Genomic DNA, 16,919 nt, shown 5'->3' on the forward strand with positions numbered 1-16,919 from the left:
CCCGCATCGTGACCGGGTCTGGTGTGGGCACCGGCCGGCGGCAATCATGTCGTCATGTCCGTGCCGGCAGGGCGTCCGGCTGGTGCGCCGCATCCCCAGCCGGGGCAGACGCTCCACCTTCCCGCGCCCTGGCTCACCGTGGACCGGTCGGTGGTCAGCGTCGCGCTGGTCTACCCGATGCGGGGGCCCGCCGGGATGTTCGGCCCGACCTGTGAGCTCTGCGCCCAGCTCGCGGTGGAGGAGATCAACCGTGCCGGCGGGGTGCTCGGCCGCGAGCTGCGGCTGGTGCCCGTCGACGGCGGCGCACCGCCGGCCGAGGTGGCCGCCGAGGTGGAGGCGCTGGTGTCGACCGGCGCGGTGCAGGGGGTGACCGGCTGGCACATCTCGTCGGTGCGGCAGGCGGTGGCCCCGCGCGTCGCGCACCGGGTGCCGTACGTCTACACCGCGCTCTACGAGGGCGGCGAGCGCACCGAGGGGGTCTTCCTCACCAGCGAGACGCCCGACGCGCAGCTCTGGCCGGCGATGCGGCTGCTGGCCGGCGAGCAGGGCGTGCGTCGGTGGTACGTGGTGGGCAACGACTACGTGTGGCCGCGCCGCACGGCCCGCGCCGCCCAGCGGTACGCCCTGCGCAGCGGGGCGCGGGTGTGCGGGCAGCGGTTCCTGCCGTTGGGCGTCCACGACTTCGGCCCCGTCCTACGCGCCGTCGAGCAGTCCGAGGCGGACGGGGTGCTGATGCTGCTGGTCGGCGCGGACGCGGTGCGGTTCAACCGGGCGTTCGCCCGCAGCGGCCTGGACCAGCGCTGCCTGCGGCTGAGCACCCTGATGGACGAGAACATGCTGCTGGCCAGCGGGGCGGGCGCGACCCGCCGGTTGTACAGCACGGCCGGGTTCTTCGCCGGCCTGGTCACCCGGGAGAACCTCGACTTCCACGGCGCGTTCGCCCGCCGGTTCGGGGTGGAGGCGCCGCCGCTGGGCAGCCTGGGGGAGTCCTGCTACGAGGGCGTGATGCTGCTGGCGGCGCTGATCGCGCGGGCCCGCACGCTGGACGTGCGGGCGATCGGGGCCGCCGCGGACGCGGTGTCCTACCAGGGGCCACGGGGGGAGCTGCGGCTGCGCGGGCGGCACGTGCGCCAGCGGATCTACCTGGCCGAGGCCGACGGGCTCGACTTCGCGGTGCTGGCGGAGCTGTAGGGGCGCTTGACAGCCGGCCGGGGGATCCCGCTAAAATCCTTCACGCAGGAAGTAACTGGCTCGCCGCCCGATTAGTCGAAATGCGATTCCGGCGCTGGGGCCACCGTTCTTCCGAATGTCTGTCGTGGGCCGTCGCCATTCTCCGTGAGTCCTCCGGGGATGGTGGCGGCCTTTGCTGTTCACCCCCGTTGAGCTGGCCTTACCGGCCGTTCGGGAAACAGGCAATTAAGGGCTGGGAAACGTGGCCGCAACGAATCGAGTCGAGGCTTTGCCCTGCCCGAGGTCCACTGCGGATGGTGTGCCGGCGTCCCACCCGCCGGCCGGTCTTTCCGCCCGACGCGACACCCGTGACCGCACCGCTTCACCAATCACCAATGGCAATGCAGCCCGGCCCGGCAGGGCCGGTGGTCGTCGCTCCACGCATACCGCAGGGGAGATTGCATGTCACTGTTCCGGGGCCGCCGTATCCTGGCCGGCACCATGGCCTTCGTCGTCGCGGCCGCGCTGGCCGCGTGCGGCAGCAAGACCTCCGACAGCACGTCGGGCAAGGGCGTCAGCGCCGACGTCTCGGGCGACACCGTCAAGGTGGGCCTGCTCAACTCGCTCTCCGGCACCATGGCCATCAGCGAGGTCACCGTCCGCGACTCGATCATGCTCGCCGTGGAGGAGATCAACGCGGCCGGCGGCGTCCTGGGCAAGAAGATCGTGCCGGTCGGCGAGGACGGCGCGTCGGACTGGCCGACCTTCGCCGAGAAGGCCGAGAAGCTCATCTCCGAGGACCGCGTCGCCGCCGTCTTCGGCTGCTGGACCTCCGCCAGCCGCAAGGCCGTCAAGCCGGTGTTCGAGAAGAACAAGGCGCTGCTGTTCTATCCGGTGCAGTACGAGGGCCTGGAGCAGTCGCCGTACATCTTCTACACCGGGGCGACGACCAACCAGCAGATCGTCCCCGGCCTGGACTACCTCAAGGCGCAGGGCAAGAAGTCGGTCTACCTCGTGGGCAGCGACTACGTCTTCCCGCGCACCGCCAACAAGATCATCAAGGCGTACGCGAAGGCCAACGGGATGACCGTCCTCGGCGAGGACTACGCCCCGCTCGGCTCCACCGAGTTCGGCACCATCGTCAACAAGGTGAAGTCGGCGAAGGCCGACGCGGTGTTCAACACCCTCAACGGCGACAGCAACGTGGCCTTCTTCAAGGAATACACGTCGGCCGGGCTCAACGCGACGAGCATGCCCGTGGTGTCCGTGTCGATCGCCGAGGAGGAGGTCAAGGGCATCGGCACGCAATATCTCAAGGACCAGCTGACCGCCTGGAACTACTACCAGACCACCCCGGGCGGGGCGAACGCGAAGTTCGTCGCCGCGTACAAGGCGAAGTACGGCGCGGACAAGCCCACCAGCGACCCGATGGAGGCCGCGTACGTGGCCGTGTACCTGTGGAAGGAGATGGTCACCAAGGCCGGCTCCTTCGAGGTGGAGAAGGTCCGCGCCGCCGCCGGCGGCATCACCTACGAGGCGCCCGAGGGCCTGGTCACCGTGGACGGCCCGACGCAGCACATCGCCAAGACCGCCCGGATCGGCAAGGTCGGCGCGGACGGGCTGATCACCGAGGTGTGGAACTCCGGCCAGCCGATCAAGCCCGACCCGTACCTCAAGAGCTACCCCTGGGCGACCGGCCTGAGCTGACCACCCGGCCCGGGCGGCCCCGCGCCGCCCGGGCCCCACCCCTCCTCGGAGCAACCGTGACAGTCCTGTTCGGACAGCTCTTCACCGGCGTCAGCATCGGCGCGGTCCTGCTGCTCGTCGCGCTCGGGCTCGCGCTCACCTTCGGCCAGATGAACGTCATCAACATGGCCCACGGCGAGTTCATCATGGCCGGCGCCTACACCACCTACGTGCTCCAGCAGACGATCACCTCGGCCGGCTGGTCGCTGCTGGTCGCCCTGCCCGTCGCCTTCGCGGTGGCCGGCGCGCTGGGGGTGCTGCTGGAGGTGCTGCTCATCCGCCGCCTCTACGCCCGGCCCCTGGACACCCTGCTCGTCACCTGGGGCGTGTCGCTGATGCTCCAGCAGGCGGCCCGGGACATCTTCGGCAGCCCCAACGTGCAGACCCGCGCGCCCGCGCTGCTCACCGGAAACGTGGCGCTGCCCGGCGGCGTCACCGTCGCCAACAACCGGCTGTTCATCCTCGGCCTCGCCGTGGCGGCCGTGGTGGCGTTGACCCTCGCCCTGCGGCTCACCCCGCTGGGCCGCCGCATCCGCGCCGTCGTGCAGAACCGCGACCTCGCCGCCGTCTCCGGCATCGCCACCGCCCGGGTCGACCGCACGACCTTCTTCGTCGGCTCCGGCCTGGCCGGCGTCGCCGGGGTCGCGCTGACCCTGCTCGGGCCGATCGGCCCGACGATGGGCACCAACCTCATCATCGACGCCTTCCTGGTGGTCGTGGTCGGCGGGATCGGCCAGCTCAAGGGCAGCGTGATCGTCGCCTTCGCCCTCGGCGTGCTCCAGGCCACCGGTGAATACCTCACCACCCTCAGCGTCGCCAAGGTGATCGTCTTCGTGGCGATCGTCGCGTTCCTCCAGTGGCGGCCACAGGGCCTGTTCACCCTGCGTACCAGGAGCCTCGCATGACCACCGTGACCGGCCCGGCCACCGCCGCCGACGAGCCCGCCGCACCGGCACCGCCGCCGCCCGCACCCCGCACCGGCGGCCGGGCCCGCGCGGCGCTCGGCTTCGCCGCCGGCGCGGCGCTGCTGTTCGGCGCGGCCCCCCTGCTGCTGTCGGACTTCCGGCTGGCGCTGCTGGCCAAGTACCTCTGCGTCGCGATGGTCGCCGTCGGCATCGGCATCGCCTGGGGCCGCGGCGGCATGCTCACCCTCGGCCAGGGCGTCTTCTTCGGCCTCGGCGGCTACGCGATGGCCATGCACCTCAAGCTCGCCGACGCGGGCCCCGGCGCGCTGCCCGACTTCATGCAGCTGTACGGGCAGCTCGACGAGCTGCCGTGGTGGTGGCGGCCGTTCGCGAGCCCCTGGTTCGCCCTGCCCGCCACCGTGCTGCTGCCCATGGTCGTCGCCTTCGGGCTCGGCTCGCTGGTCTTCCGCCGCCGGGTGCGGGGCGCCTACTTCGCCATCCTCAGCCAGGCCCTCGCCGCCGCGATGGTGATCCTGCTGGTCGGCCAGCAGGGCACCACCGGCGGCACCAACGGCCTGACCGACATCCAGGGCTTCTTCGGCTACGACCTCGACGACCCGGTCAACCAGCGCACCGTCTACTTCCTGATCGCCGCCGCCCTGCTGGGGCTGCTCGCGCTGGCCCGTCAGCTCATCCAGAGCCGCTACGGCGAGCTGCTGGTGGCCGTGCGCGACGGCGAGGAACGGGTCCGCTTCCTCGGCTACGACCCGGCCACCGTCAAGGTCGTCGCCTACGTGGTGGCCGCCGGGATGGCCGGGCTCGCCGGGGCGCTGTTCGTCCCCGCCGTCGGCATCATCTCGCCCGCCCTGATCGGCATCGTGCCGTCCATCGAGTTCGTCATCGGCGTCGCCGTCGGCGGGCGGGCCACCCTGCTCGGCCCGGTGCTCGGCGCGGTCGCGGTGGCCTGGGCGCGTACCGCGCTGTCCGAGCGGTTCCCGGGCACCTGGACGTACCTGCAAGGGCTGTTGTTCGTGCTGGTGGTCGCGTTCCTGCCCGGCGGCCTGGCGTCGCTGTGGGCGCTGCGGCGCACCCGGCGCGCGGCAGCCGACCGGCCGCCCTGGTGGCGGCGCATCCCACCCGCCCGCAGCGGCCGGACCCGGACGGAGGCGCCGGCGGCATGACCGACGAACGAACCGACGGCCTGTGCGTGCGGGGCCTGCGGGTCAGCTTCGACGGCTTCACCGCCGTCGACGGCGTCGACCTGGACGTGCCCGCCGGTGACCTGCGCTTCCTCATCGGGCCCAACGGGGCCGGCAAGACCACCCTCGTCGACGCCGTCACCGGGCTGGTCCGGGCCACCGGCTCGGTCCGCTTCGGCGACCGCGAGCTGCTCGGCCGGGACGTGCACCGCATCGCCCGGCTCGGCGTGGGCCGCACCTTCCAGACCGCCGCCGTGTTCGAGGAGCTGACCGTCGCGCAGAACCTCGACATCGCCGCCGGGGCCGGGCGGAGCTGGTGGGCGCTGGCCCGCCGCCGGCGGCGGCTGCCCGACGAGGTCGTCGCCGCCCTCGACACCATCGGCCTCGCCGACCGGGCCGACCACCTCGCCGGCACCCTCGCCCACGGGCAGAAGCAGTGGCTGGAGATCGGCATGCTGCTCGTCTCCGATGCCCGGCTGCTGCTGCTCGACGAGCCCGTCGCCGGGATGAGCCACGACGAGCGCGACGCCACCGGCGCCCTGTTGGAGACCGTCAGCCGGGACCGCACCGTCGTGGTCATCGAACACGACATGGACTTCCTGCGCCGCTTCGCCCGCACCGTGACCGTGCTGCACGCCGGGCGGGTGCTCAGCGAGGGCACCGTCGCCCAGGTCCAGGCCGACCCCCGGGTGCAGGAGGTCTACCTCGGCCACCCCGTCGACGCTCCCACGGAGGCGTGATGTTGACACTGCGCGGCGTGCGCGCCGGGTACGGACGCAGCGAGGTGCTGCACGGCGTGGACCTCGCCGTGCCCGCCGACGGCGTCGCCGCCGTGCTGGGCCACAACGGGGCCGGCAAGAGCACCCTGCTGCGGGTCGCGGTGGGCCTGCTGCGGCCCCGCGCCGGCACCGTCGAGCTGGCCGGGGAGGACGTCACCAGGCTCGCCCCGCACCAGCGGGTCGCCCGGGGCATGGCGTACGTGCCGCAGGGCCAGCAGTGCTTCCCGCACCTGACGGCGGGGGAGAACCTGCGGCTGGTCGCCGACGGCCGGCGCGACGGCGCGGCGGCCACCGCCGAGGCGCTCGACCTGTTCCCGGCGCTGCGCCCGCTGCTGCGCCGCCGGGCCGGGCTGCTCTCCGGCGGCCAACGCCAGCAGCTCGCCATCGCCCGGGCGCTGGTCACCCGGCCGAAGCTGCTGCTGCTCGACGAGCCCACCGAGGGCATCCAGCCCTCGGTGGTCGCCGAGATCCAGGACCGCGTCGTCGAGCTGACCGCCCGCGCCGGCATCCAGGTGCTCCTCGTCGAGCAGCACCTCGGCTTCGCCCTGCGGGTCGCCCAGCGCTACTACGTGCTGGAGTCGGGCCGGGTCACCTCGACCGGCGACGGCGGGGCCACCGCCGAGCACGCCGTCCGGGCCGCGCTCGCAGTCTGACCCCGCCCCGCCCCCAAGAGCCGCCGGCCCGGCCCGCCTCGGCCCGACGCCACGGCCCGACGGCCCGGCCCGCCTCAGCCCGAGGCCACGGGCCGTCGGCTCGGCCCGTCGACTCAGCCCGTCGGCTCAGGCGGCGCGAACTCGACGAGCACGACGCCCGGCTGGGGCACCAGCAGCTCCACCGTCGCCACCCCGCCGGCCACGTCCGGCTCGACGGGCTCCGCCGCCAGCGCGTCGGCGGCCCGCAGCGCGTCCCACTGCCCGTCGGTCGGCCAGTCGCCGACGCCGAGCCGGCCCGCGAGGGTGGTGACGTCGCCGTGCTCGCGGTCGAGCCGGGTCACCGTCACGCCGCCGCCCGGCCCGCCGGCCACGCCCAACCGGACCCGGCGGGTCAGCGCCGGGTCGCCGTCGCGCTTCGACTGGTCGAGCGTCGACACCCAGATCAGCACGGCGAGGCCGCCGTCGGCGTGCCGGCTCGCCCACGCCTGCACCAGGCCGTCCGCGCCGTCGCCGCAGGACCGCACCGGCAGCTCGGTGTCGCCGAGCCGGGCGAGCATCCGCAGGGCGTGGTAGCGGGGCTTGGCGATGCCGCCGACGGTGATCAGGCCGAACCCGCCGTGCAGCAGCCGGGGCGGCCGGCCCAGCTCCTCGAAGTGGTCGCTGGCCACCCAGTAGGACAGGGCGTCGACCCGCCCGGCGGCCGACCGCATGCCGCCGAGCAGGAACGTCGCCGCCGACGCGCCGTCGTTGACCGGGTGGAAGTGGGTGGGCGTGACGCCCCACTCCGTCCACAGCAGCCGGGCGTGCGGGAAGCCGAGCCGGCGCAGGGTGGGCCGCAGGTCAAGTGGCGGGCTGCCGTACGTGTGGGTGGAGACGAAGTCGACCGGCGTGCCCGTACGCGCGGCGTGTTCCAGCAGGGCGTCGACCCAGCCGGCGGCGGCCGACGACGGCCCGCCCACCGCGATGCGGGGGTCGACGTCCTTGACCGCGCGGGCGGTGACCTCGTACAGCCGCATCCACTCCTCGCGGGTGCCGGCCCAGAACACCTCCAGGTTCGCCTCGTTCCACACCTCGAAGTCCCAGCCGAGCACCGCCTCGCCGTACCGGTCGAGCAGGTGCGCCACGAGCGCGCGGACCAGCTCCGCCCAGCGGTCCCAGTCCTTCGGCGGCGAGATGACCCCCCGGTAGGCGAACACCGTCCGCTCCGGGTCGCGGGCCAGGTCGCGGGGCATGAAGCCGATCTCCACGACCGGCCGTAGCCCGGCCGAGCACAGCAGGTCGTAGACGCGGTCCACGCCGGTGAAGTCGTGCACCGGCCGGCCGTCGACCTCCCGGTAGACGCCCAGGTCGTCGTGCAGGATCGCGTGCGCCCGCACGGCCTCGACGCCCACCTCCGCGCGGACCCGGCGCAGCGCCGCCAGCAGCTCCGCCCCGATCTCCCGGCCGCCGCTGGTGTCGGCGCACAGCAGCTGCGACAGCCGCTCGCTGCCGATCATCGGCTGCCACGGCCGGTGCAGCGGCGTGCCCGGCGCGGCGGCGTCGACGCGCACGTCCACCGTCGGCGGCGGGCCGGCGGCGGCCGGCAGCGCGGCGGCGACGACCGGGTCGCCCAACGCGCCGGTGACGGTCACCTCGGGCACGGCGGCCACGGCGTACGCGTAGGGGCGGCCGGGCTCGCCGGTGGTGTCGACGTACCAGGTGTCGGGCACGGCGAGCACGTCGCCGCCCTGGTGGTCGACCGGGGCAAAGGGGCCGGCGGGCCGCCCGTCGCGCAGCGGGGCCCGGTGCACCAGGTAGCCGACGGCGTCGGGCACCGGCGACCAGGACAGCCGCACGTGGCCCACCCCGGCGACCGCCGTCAGCCCGGCCGGCGGCGGCAGGTCCGGGATGCCGCCCGTCGCCCCCTGCTCGTCGCTGCGCCGCGCGATGCGCCGCGTCCAGTCGCCCCGGGCGTCGTCGCCGGCGGCCGGGACCGTGCCCGCGTCGTGGTCGCCGCCGACCTTGTGGCCCGTGCCCTCGTGGTCGCCGCCGGCCCCGCGGTCCGCGCCGTGACGGCCCGCGGCCTCGTGGCGGCCCGTCACCGCTGCCCCCCACCGCGCGGGAGGGAGAACTCCTCCATCCGCATCAGCGGCGCGACCCGCTGCTGCATCGGCCCCTGCGCGAACGGCCGGCGCAGCACGTCGTGGGCCAGGGCGTTGCCCAGCGCCGCCATCGTCATGCCCTGGTCCAGCGCCAGGTAGCGCTTCGACACCCGCCCGGTGGTCACGTCGACCGAGTCGTAGAACCCGCCCGGCCCGTACGCGTCGAATTCCCGCCGCAGGTTCGCCAGGTTGCGCAGGGCGTCGTCCGGCGCATAGCGCAGCGCCAGGAAGGACGCGTGCGGGGTGACCACGCCCCGGCCGTAGCCCGACGGCGGCGGCTGGGCGGGCCGGCACTCGCCGTACCCGGGGTCGACCGAGGTGCGCTCCTGGTCGGAGGTGTAGCCCGGCCCGTCCATGCCGAGCTGGTCCACGCCGTACTCGCGGTAGCCGCCGTCGGGGTCGTTGGCGGGGGAGAAGCCCCAGTAGCCGTAGCCGGCCTCCCGCAGCCCGTGCTCGATCTGCGCCCGCACGTACGCCGGGTGGTTGACCGCCCAGCTACGCGGGCCCCACCGCTCCTCGGGCACGAACAGCGGCACCATCAGCGCCTCGAACATCGACCCGCCCCAGCTCGGCACGAGCTGCAACCCCCGGTAGCGGTAGGCGCCCTCGAACACCCGCACGCCCAGGTACGTGCGCCACTGGCCGACGGCCCGCTGTTCCGTCCACGCCCAGTCGCAGCCCTCCGGGTCGAACGTGCGGTAGGTGCCGAAGTAGTGCTCCGGCGGGATCTGCCCGGCGGCGATGCCGAGGTAGCTGGCGATGCGCGGCTCCGTGTTGAACGCGCCGTAGTGGTGGCAGGTGTAGAACACGTCCGGCCCGGTGCGGTAGTTGCCGGCCAGCGAGCAGCCCGGCGGCGGCTCGACCCAGAAGCCGCCGCGGAGCTGCCGCTGCGCCGGGTCGTAGTAGTAGCCGAAGTCCATCCGGCGCAGCAGCGCGTCGGCGCGGCCCGCCAGCTCCGGCCCGCCTGCCGCACCACCGTCAGCGCCGTGGCGAGCCAGCCGTTGTCCACGCTGGACAGGAACGGGTGCACGGCGCTGCCGTCGACGGGCCAGGTGGTCAGCTTCGCGCCGGTCGCCGGGTCGTACCAGTTGTAGTACATGCCGGACGGCTCGTGGACCTCCAGCCGGCCCAGCGTGGCGAGGGTGCGGGCGATGCGGTCGCGGGCCTGGCCGGCGCTGACCAGGCCGGTCTCCCGGGCCGCCACGGTGCTCCACAGGTACGCGCCGACGTTGGTCGGCGACGTGTACCCGGCGCGGTCGGCCGGGTCGAGGTCGCCGCCGACGTTGTCGGCCGCCAGCCCGGTGCCCGGGTCGACCATGGCGGCCATCGACCGCCAGGTGTCGGCGGCGTACTGCCGCAGCGTGGCGGCCGGGGACCCGGCGGGCGCGGCTGTCGGCGGCGCGGCCGCGGCCGGCGGGGCGACGGCGGCGGTCAGCCCGAGGGCCAGCAGCACCGTCGCGGCGCGGAACGGATGGGACCTGGATCGCACGAGGAGGCTCCTCACTGGAGGACGGTCAGGTCAGGTGGGTGGGCGGGCTCACTTCAGGCCGGTCGTGGCGATGCCCCGGACGAAGTGCCGTTGCAGCGCGACGAACACCAGCAGGACCGGCACGATGACGGCCACCGAGCCCGCCATCAGCAGCCCGTAGCGGGTGTTGTTCTCGCCGATGGCGTACAGGGCGAGCGCCACCGGCAGGGTGTACCGGTCCTCCGACTGCGCGACGACCAGCGGCCAGAGGAAGTTGTTCCACGACGACAGGAACGTCAGGATGCCGAGGGTGGCCAGGGCCGGCCCGCACAGCGGCAGCACGACCCGGGCGAAGATCCGCAGCTCGCCCGCGCCGTCGACCCGGGCCGCCTGGATCAGGTCGTCGGGCAGCCCGGTGATGAACTGGCGCATCAGGAACACCCCGAAGGGGCTGGCCAGCCACGGCAGGATCAGCCCGGCGTAGCTGTCCACCAGCCCCAGCCGGCTCACGAGCATGAACAGCGGCACGAAGGTGACCATGCCCGGCACCATCAGCATCCCGAGCACCAGCGCGAACACCACGCGCCGGCCGGGGAACTCCAGCTTCGCCAGGGCGTAGCCGAGCATCGAGCAGAACACGAGGTTGCCCACGGTGACGGCGCCGGCCACCAGGACGCTGTTGAGGAAGAACGCCGGGAAGTCCAGCTCGGTGAACAGGTGCCGGTAGTTGTCGAGCGTGGGCGCCTCCGGCAGCCAGGTCGGCGGCGTCCGGCGGATCTCCGCGTCCGGCTTGACCGAGCCGAGCAGCATCCACACGAACGGGCCGACCAGGACGACGAGGCCGCCGGCCAGCACCACGTACACCCAGGGCTGGCCCCGCTCTTTCTTCTTCGCGGTCGTCGTCACGGCACCCTCCTCACGTCTTCGACCGCATCAGCCGGAACTGCGCGGCGGTGAGCCCGACGACGGCGACGAACAGCACGTACGCGATCGCCGCCGCGTAGCTGTAGTTGCCGAAGCCGAACTGCTGGTAGATGTAGAAGGCCACCGACAGGGTGCTGTCCAGCGGCCCGCCGCCCGTCATCACGAACGGCTCCTCGAAGAACTGGAGGTAGCCGATCCCGGTCACCACCCCGCCGAAGAGCAGCGTGGGCCGCAGCAGGGGCAGGGTGACGTGCCGGAACCGCGCCCAGGCCCCGCAGCCGTCGATGGCCGCCGCCTCGTGTAGCTCGCCGGGGATCGCCTGGAGGCCGGCGAGGAAGACCACCATCAGGAAGCCCATGTTCCGCCAGGCCGCCATCACCACCAGCGACGGCAGCGCCGTGCGGGTGTCGGACAGCCACGCCGGGCCGTCGACGCCGAGGCGGGCGAGCGCGGTGTTGACCAGACCGCTGTCGGGTTCGAGCAGGAACCGCCAGACCACGGCGACGGCGACGATGCTGGTGACCACCGGCAGGTAGTAGCCGACCCGGAAGAACGTGCGGAACCGGCTGATCCCCGCGTCGAGGGCGACAGCCGCGGCCAGCCCCAGCACCATCGTCAGCGGCACGCCGAGCAGCACGAACCACGCCGTGTTGGCGGCGGCCCGCCGCAGCGTCTCGTCGCCGAGCAGCCGCACGTAGTTGTCCACGCCCACCGGGTCGACCGCGAGCGGGTCCCGCAGGTCGGCGCTGCGCAGGTCGGTGAAGCTCATGGCGGCCGAGGCCAGCACGGGGCCCGCCATGAACACGGTGAAGATCAGCAGGAACGGCAGCGCCAGGCCCCACCCCGCGACCCGCTGCCGCCGGGTGACGCCGCGCCGGCCGGGCCGCCCGCCGGTGCTGCCGCGCGGGCCGGGCCACCTGCTGCCGCGCGGGCCGGGCCGCGCGCCGCCGGTGGGGGCGGCCCGCCGCGCGGGGGCGGACGCCACCTCAGCTCCCGGTGCCGATGGCCGACGCCTTCGCCTGCATCTCCCGGGTGGCGGTGGCCGGGTCGGTCACGCCCCGCACCACCCGCTCGATGCCGTCGTCGATGACGTCGGCGACCTGCTCCCAGGTGGCCATCGCCGGCGGCGACTTGGCGTCGGCGAGCTGCGCGCCGAACGCCTTGAGCAGCGGGTCGTCGGCGAGCTTGCCCGACTGCCAGGTCGCCGTCACCGCCGGGAGGCTGCCCACCAGGTCGTAGAGCTTCTGCTGGGCGGCCGGCGAGGTGAGGTACCGGACGAACTTCCAGGCCGTGTCGCGGTTGTCGGTGTCCCGGTAGACCACCAGGTCCGCGCCGCCGATGAACGAGGTGCCGGCCTGCTCGCGGGGCATCGGCGCGACGTCCCACTTGCCCTCCAGTGCCGCGCCGCCCTGCTCGCGCAGGATGCTCATGTGCCAGGGGCCGGAGACGAACGCCCCGATGTCGCCGGAGACGAAGCCGCTCTCCTGCGCGCCGGGCGCGACCTGGCCCGGGGCGAGCCCCTGCCGGAAGAACGACGCGTAGTATTCCAGCGCCGTGCGCATCTGCGGGGTGTCCAGGGTGAACTTCCCGTCGGCGAGCACGTCCGCCCCCGCCTGCCAGGCGAACGGCAGGAACGACTGCCACGCGCCGGTGCCACCCGGTTGCAGCGAGATGCCCCACTTCGCCCCGCCGGTCTGCTTGAGCCCCCTGGCGAACGCGGTCAGCTCCTGCCAGTTGGCCGGCTTGCCGACCCCGGCCTTCGCCGCGAGGTCCGTGCGGTGGTAGATCAGCCGCGTCTCGACGTACCAGGGGACGCCGTAGGACGTGTCGTCGACCACCGTCGTGTCCCACGCGCCCGGGAAGAACGCGGCCCGGTCGAACAGCCCGGGGGGCGTCGGGTCCAGGGCCCCGGTCTTGGCGAACTCGCCCATCCAGGTGGAGCCCATCATGCTCACGTCCGGCGTCTGCCGGCCCGCGATCGCGGTGGCGAGCTTGTCGTGGGCGGCGTCGAACGGGAACGCGGTGACGGTGACCTTGGCCCCCGGGTTGTCCCGGGTGAAGTCGTCGGCCAGGGCCTTCAGCTTCTCCCCCTCGGCGCCCATCGCCCAGACCGTGATCTCGCCGGTGGCCTTGCCCTCCGCGACCGCCCCGCCGGCCGCCGGCCCGCCGGGACCCGGCCCGCCGTCGTCCCGGCCGCAGCCGGTCACGCCCAGCGCGAGCGCGGCCACGAGCGCCGTCGCCTGTCTCCAGTGCCTCATTGCGCCTCCTGAGGGGGATGGGTCGCCACGGCCGGGGTCACCGCACGGTGCGGTCACCCGCCGCCGGACGGCGTCCGGCAGCCGTGGGGTCGTGCTCGGTGGTGGTGTGCCTGTCGGTGGGTTCGTGCGCGGTGGCGGGGCGGTGCCCGGTGTGGTCGGCCTCGGTGGTGGCGCCGGCTTTGGTGGCGGGGCCGGGCGCGGTGGCGGGGCCGGCTCCGGTGGGCGCGGGGCAGCCGCAGCTGCGCCGGACGACGAGGTCGGTCGGGAGCACCAGGGCGGCGTCGGATCCGTCGGCCTCGCCCGCCGCGGCCCGCAGCAGCAGTCGCGCGGTCCGCCCCGCCAGCTCGCGCACCGGCTGCCGGACGGTGGTCAGGGCCGGGCTGACGAGCGCGGCCATCGGGATGTCGTCGAAGCCGGTGACGACCAGGTCGGCGGGCACCCGCACGCCCCGGGCCGCCGCGCCGACGAGCATGCCGAGCGCGGTCTCGTCGTTGGCGCAGACCACGCCCCGGGGCGGGGCCGCCCGGCTGAGCAGCTGCTCGGCGGCGAACACCCCGTCGTGCTGTTCGAGGCCGACCCGCAGCGGCGCGCGGGGCAGCGGCAGGCCGAGCTGCCGGTGCGCGGCGCGGAACCCCTCCCACCGGCCGGTGACGTCGGGCGAGTTGCGGGGGTCGCCGACGAAGACCAGCCCGCGCAGCCCGTGGTCGGCCAGCAGGTGCCGCGTCAGGGCCGTCGCCGCGGCGACGTTCTCCGCGCGTACGGACGGCATGCCGGGCGGCCCCTCGCCGGCGAGCACCACGACGGGCACGAGTTTCGCCAGCTCCCGCAGCGTGTCGGGGGAGACGGTGCCGCCGAAGACGGCCAGCCCGTCGACCCGGCGGGCCATCTCCACGACCTCGGCGTCGGAGTCGTCGCGCAGGTGGGTGCAGAGGATGTGCACGCTGGTGCGGGTGTGCACCGCCTCGGCCTCGAAGCCCTGGATCAGCTCCGAGAAGTACGGGCCGGACAGCCCCGGGAACACCAGGCCGACCGCGCCGTGCCGGCCGGCGGCGAGGGCCCGGCCGAGGTGGTCGGGGCGGTAGCCGTGCTCCTCGATGGCCCGCTGCACCCGCCGCCGGGTCTCCTCCGACACCTGACCGACGCCGTTGGACACCCGGGAGACGGTGGCGACCGACACCCCGGCCAGCCGGGCGATCTCCCGGACCGTCAGCCGATCGTTGCCCATGGACTCCCTCGCTCCGCCGCACGCTTCTCGGTAACCGGTTTCAGAAACCGGTTACCGAGAACCATAGGCAACCGCCGATGACTCCACAACCCGAGGCGGCCCGGCTCCATAGCAGACGCTTCACCGCGATGGGCCCTGTCCACAGCCCGGCGGTCGTCCACAGGACCGGCCGGTGGCCGTTTGCGCCGTGCCGCGCCGGTCGGCACGGTCACCGGCATGGACGAGGTGCTGCGGGACCTGGTGCGGCGCGGCGGCGGGCTGGTCACCAGGGCGATGGCGACACAGGTGGTGCCCCCGTGGACCCTTCAGCACGCGTGCGCCGCCGGCCACCTGGTGCGGGTGCTGCCCGAGGTGTTCGTCGCGGCGGACCTGCTGGTCGGGGAGGTGGGACACGCCGCCCTGCCCGCCCTCGGCCGCCTGCACCCCGCCCTCGGCCATCGGGCGGTCTGCGCCTGGGCCGGCGGGCGGGCCGCGCTCAGCCACCTCAGCGCGCTGCACGTGTGGGGCATGCACCGGCAGCGGGCCGGCGACGTCCTGCACCTGAGCGCACCGGTGAACCCCGCCATCCGCACCCGCCCCGGGGTGCGCGTACACCGTCGGCAGGGCTTCGTCGTCGGCCCACCGCAGGTGGTACGACGCGGCGGCCTGCCGGTGACCCGCCTCGACCAGACCCTGGTGGACTCGTGGCCCCTGCTGCCGCCTGCCGAGCGGCGGGCGCCGGTGATCCGCGCCGTCAACGAGCGACTCACCACCGCCGACCGGCTGTGGCGCGCCCTGGCCGACGCGCCCAGGCTCCCCGACCGGCCGGCGCTGCGCACGCTGCTGACCCGGCTCGAAGAGGGCTGCCGCAGCCCGCTGGAGATCTGGGGGCACGAGCGCGTCTTCACCGGCCCGGGAATGCCACCCTTCCGCCGGCAGGCGCGGGTCAGGGCCGGCGAGCGCACCATGTACCTCGACCTGTTCGCCGAGCGGGAACGCGTCGACATCGAACTCGACGGCGCGACCACGCACGGCGACCCGCGACAGCGGGAGATCGATCTGCGCCGGGACGCCCTGCTGGCCAGTGTGGGCATCCTGGTGGTCCGCTTCGCCCACCGTCGCCTCGTGCACGAGCCCGACGAGGTGCGCCGCGAAACCCGGGCCATCCTCGCCACCCGCGCGGCTCCACCGCGCCCCTGACCGATCGGTGGCCGCCGCCGCGAACCCGGCTGGCCGATCGTTGGCTGTCTCCGCTATACGACACGCCGACGCGATTGCACCGCAGCCGGCCATCGAACGGGCAGCCGGCCACCCCCGCGACGCGCGGTCCGGGGAGGAACGATCGGTCCTCCCCGGACCGGTGAACGCGCCGGACGGGCTACAGCCCGAACCGCGCCTGGTGGATCCGGTGCTGCGCGGCACGGACGAAGAGCCGCAGCTCGCCGCCGTAGACGACCACCGCCGGCACCGAGCGCGCCCCGGCGGGGCCGGGCACGGTGGTCCAGCCGGCCCAGTCGCCGGTGCTGAGGTTGTAGCGGTTGGTGCGGATGGTGTTGCCGGTGCCCTGGGTGAACAGGTGCAGGTCGCCGCCGTAGACGGTGGCGGCGGGCCCCGACTTCGCCCCGGCGGTGCCGGGCACCGTGGCCCAGCCGGCCCAGGCGTTGGTGTCGAGGTTGTAGCGGTTGGTGCGGATGGTGTTGCCGGTGCCCTGGGTGAACAGGTGCAGGTCGCCGCCGTAGACGGTGGCGGCGGGCCCCGACTTCGCCCCGGCGGTGCCGGGGACGGTGGTCCAGCCGGCCCAGGTGTTGGTGGAGGCGTTGTAGCGGTTGGTGCGTACCGTGCCGCCGGTGCCCTGGGTGAACAGGTGCAGGCTGCCGCCGTAGATGGTGGTGGCGGGTGCGGAGGTGGCTCCGGCGGTGCCGGGGACGGTGGTCCAGCCGGCCCAGTCGCCGGTGCTGAGGTTGTAGCGGTTGGTGCGGATGGTGTTGCCGGTGCCCTGGGTGAACAGGTGCAGGTCGCCGCCGTAGATGGTGGTGGCGGGTGCGGAGGTGGCTCCGGCGGTGCCGGGCACCGTGGCCCAACCCGACCACGTGTCGGTGGTGAGGTTGTAGCGGTCGACCCGGACGGCGTCGCCCGCACCCCGGGCGAACAGGTGCAGGTCGCCGCCGTAGACGGTGGCGGCGGGCCCCGACTTCGCCCCGGCGTCGCCGGGGACCGGGGCCCAGCCGGAGGCCGGCGGGAGCTGCGGTCGCCCCCAGTTCTGCGCCGGGGCCGCCGAGGCCGGTGCCGCGACCAGCGCGGTGGCCCCCACGACGGACACCAGCAGACGGCCCAGCGTTCTCGCTGGATGGGTCAGATGCACATGGGCTCCTTCGTGGATGATGGTTGCTGGACGATACCCACCCCGGCGGGATCGCCGGACGGCGCCGCCGGACGGTGTCCCGCCCGGGTGTGACGCCCCGGGCCGGCCTC

14 protein-coding genes and 1 pseudogene are annotated in these 16,919 nt (G+C 74.3%); 7 read left to right on the forward strand and 8 right to left on the reverse strand.

What is annotated here, in order from left to right; all coding sequences use genetic code 11:
• Nucleotides 1–54: 54 nt before the first annotated feature.
• The 6 genes from O7628_RS25935 (at nucleotide 55) to urtE (ending at nucleotide 6,452) form a co-directional block, all read left to right on the forward strand.
• Complete coding sequence (locus O7628_RS25935) at nucleotides 55–1,191, forward strand: substrate-binding domain-containing protein (protein WP_278134491.1); 1,137 nt, start codon at nucleotides 55–57, stop codon at nucleotides 1,189–1,191.
• A 441-nt stretch (nucleotides 1,192–1,632) separates the two neighbouring features.
• A complete protein-coding gene (urtA, locus tag O7628_RS25940; protein WP_278134492.1) occupies nucleotides 1,633–2,877 on the forward strand; it encodes an urea ABC transporter substrate-binding protein in 1,245 nt (414 codons plus the stop codon).
• Between the two features lie 56 nt (nucleotides 2,878–2,933).
• The gene (urtB, locus tag O7628_RS25945) at nucleotides 2,934–3,821 is read left to right on the forward strand and encodes an urea ABC transporter permease subunit UrtB (protein WP_043963236.1); all 888 of its coding nucleotides are present in this window, start codon (nucleotides 2,934–2,936) and stop codon (nucleotides 3,819–3,821) included.
• Nucleotides 3,818–5,002, forward strand: coding sequence for an urea ABC transporter permease subunit UrtC (gene urtC / locus O7628_RS25950; protein WP_278134494.1), 1,185 nt, complete (start codon nucleotides 3,818–3,820; stop codon nucleotides 5,000–5,002). Before urtB ends, urtC begins: the two co-directional genes overlap by 4 nt.
• Nucleotides 4,999–5,760, forward strand: coding sequence for an urea ABC transporter ATP-binding protein UrtD (urtD, locus tag O7628_RS25955; protein ID WP_074477993.1), 762 nt, complete (start codon nucleotides 4,999–5,001; stop codon nucleotides 5,758–5,760). The genes urtC and urtD overlap by 4 nt, the downstream gene beginning before the upstream one ends.
• The gene (gene urtE, locus O7628_RS25960; RefSeq protein WP_278134495.1) at nucleotides 5,760–6,452 is read left to right on the forward strand and encodes an urea ABC transporter ATP-binding subunit UrtE; all 693 of its coding nucleotides are present in this window, start codon (nucleotides 5,760–5,762) and stop codon (nucleotides 6,450–6,452) included. Before urtD ends, urtE begins: the two co-directional genes overlap by 1 nt.
• A 113-nt stretch (nucleotides 6,453–6,565) precedes the next feature.
• On the opposite strand, the gene O7628_RS25965 is transcribed toward urtE, so the two are convergent.
• The 7 genes and pseudogenes from O7628_RS25965 to O7628_RS25995 form a co-directional block, all read right to left on the reverse strand.
• Nucleotides 6,566–8,533 carry a xylan 1,4-beta-xylosidase gene (locus O7628_RS25965; protein ID WP_278134496.1) on the reverse strand — a complete coding sequence of 656 codons (1,968 nt, stop codon included), beginning with the start codon at nucleotides 8,531–8,533 and terminating at the stop codon, nucleotides 6,566–6,568.
• Nucleotides 8,530–9,513 carry a glucoamylase family protein gene (locus O7628_RS25970; protein WP_278134497.1) on the reverse strand — a complete coding sequence of 328 codons (984 nt, stop codon included), beginning with the start codon at nucleotides 9,511–9,513 and terminating at the stop codon, nucleotides 8,530–8,532. Before O7628_RS25970 ends, O7628_RS25965 begins: the two co-directional genes overlap by 4 nt.
• 44 nt (nucleotides 9,514–9,557) lie before the next feature.
• Nucleotides 9,558–9,920: pseudogene (locus O7628_RS25975) on the reverse strand (DUF3131 domain-containing protein); the annotation flags it as partial.
• 210 nt (nucleotides 9,921–10,130) lie between these two features.
• Nucleotides 10,131–10,967, reverse strand: coding sequence for a carbohydrate ABC transporter permease (locus O7628_RS25980; RefSeq protein ID WP_278134498.1), 837 nt, complete (start codon nucleotides 10,965–10,967; stop codon nucleotides 10,131–10,133).
• Between the two features lie 10 nt (nucleotides 10,968–10,977).
• A complete protein-coding gene (locus tag O7628_RS25985; RefSeq protein WP_278134499.1) occupies nucleotides 10,978–11,970 on the reverse strand; it encodes a sugar ABC transporter permease in 993 nt (330 codons plus the stop codon).
• Between the two features lies 1 nt (nucleotide 11,971).
• Nucleotides 11,972–13,243, reverse strand: a complete 1,272-nt coding sequence (locus tag O7628_RS25990; protein ID WP_278134500.1) for a sugar ABC transporter substrate-binding protein — start codon at nucleotides 13,241–13,243, stop codon at nucleotides 11,972–11,974.
• A 37-nt stretch (nucleotides 13,244–13,280) separates the two neighbouring features.
• Nucleotides 13,281–14,468, reverse strand: coding sequence for a LacI family DNA-binding transcriptional regulator (locus O7628_RS25995; protein ID WP_278134501.1), 1,188 nt, complete (start codon nucleotides 14,466–14,468; stop codon nucleotides 13,281–13,283).
• Between the two features lie 216 nt (nucleotides 14,469–14,684).
• Here O7628_RS25995 and O7628_RS26000 point away from each other — a divergent pair, with 216 nt between their 5' ends.
• Entirely contained in the window at nucleotides 14,685–15,647 is a 963-nt protein-coding gene (locus tag O7628_RS26000; RefSeq protein ID WP_278134502.1) for a DUF559 domain-containing protein, read from the forward strand.
• Between the two features lie 178 nt (nucleotides 15,648–15,825).
• Here the strand turns inward: O7628_RS26000 and O7628_RS26005 are convergent, their stop codons facing one another.
• Complete coding sequence (locus O7628_RS26005; RefSeq protein ID WP_278134503.1) at nucleotides 15,826–16,767, reverse strand: hypothetical protein; 942 nt, start codon at nucleotides 16,765–16,767, stop codon at nucleotides 15,826–15,828.
• Nucleotides 16,768–16,919: the final 152 nt, after the last annotated feature.

Origin of the sequence: Micromonospora sp. WMMD956 (assembly GCF_029626125.1) — a bacterium.
Lineage (GTDB): Bacteria > Actinomycetota > Actinomycetes > Mycobacteriales > Micromonosporaceae > Micromonospora > Micromonospora carbonacea.

What these genes read in the sequence shown, in the direction of transcription:
- O7628_RS25935 (WP_278134491.1), top strand. Translation starts at nt 55, where the DNA reads ATGTCCGTGCCGGCAGGGCGTCCGGCTGGTGCGCCGCATCCCCAGCCG.
- urtA (WP_278134492.1), top strand. Translation starts at nt 1,633, where the DNA reads ATGTCACTGTTCCGGGGCCGCCGTATCCTGGCCGGCACCATGGCCTTC.
- urtC (WP_278134494.1), top strand. Translation starts at nt 3,818, where the DNA reads ATGACCACCGTGACCGGCCCGGCCACCGCCGCCGACGAGCCCGCCGCA.
- urtD (WP_074477993.1), top strand. Translation starts at nt 4,999, where the DNA reads ATGACCGACGAACGAACCGACGGCCTGTGCGTGCGGGGCCTGCGGGTC.
- urtE (WP_278134495.1), top strand. Translation starts at nt 5,760, where the DNA reads ATGTTGACACTGCGCGGCGTGCGCGCCGGGTACGGACGCAGCGAGGTG.
- O7628_RS25970 (WP_278134497.1), bottom strand. Translation starts at nt 9,513, where the DNA reads ATGGACTTCGGCTACTACTACGACCCGGCGCAGCGGCAGCTCCGCGGC.
- O7628_RS25990 (WP_278134500.1), bottom strand. Translation starts at nt 13,243, where the DNA reads ATGAGGCACTGGAGACAGGCGACGGCGCTCGTGGCCGCGCTCGCGCTG.
- O7628_RS25995 (WP_278134501.1), bottom strand. Translation starts at nt 14,468, where the DNA reads ATGGGCAACGATCGGCTGACGGTCCGGGAGATCGCCCGGCTGGCCGGG.
- O7628_RS26000 (WP_278134502.1), top strand. Translation starts at nt 14,685, where the DNA reads ATGGACGAGGTGCTGCGGGACCTGGTGCGGCGCGGCGGCGGGCTGGTC.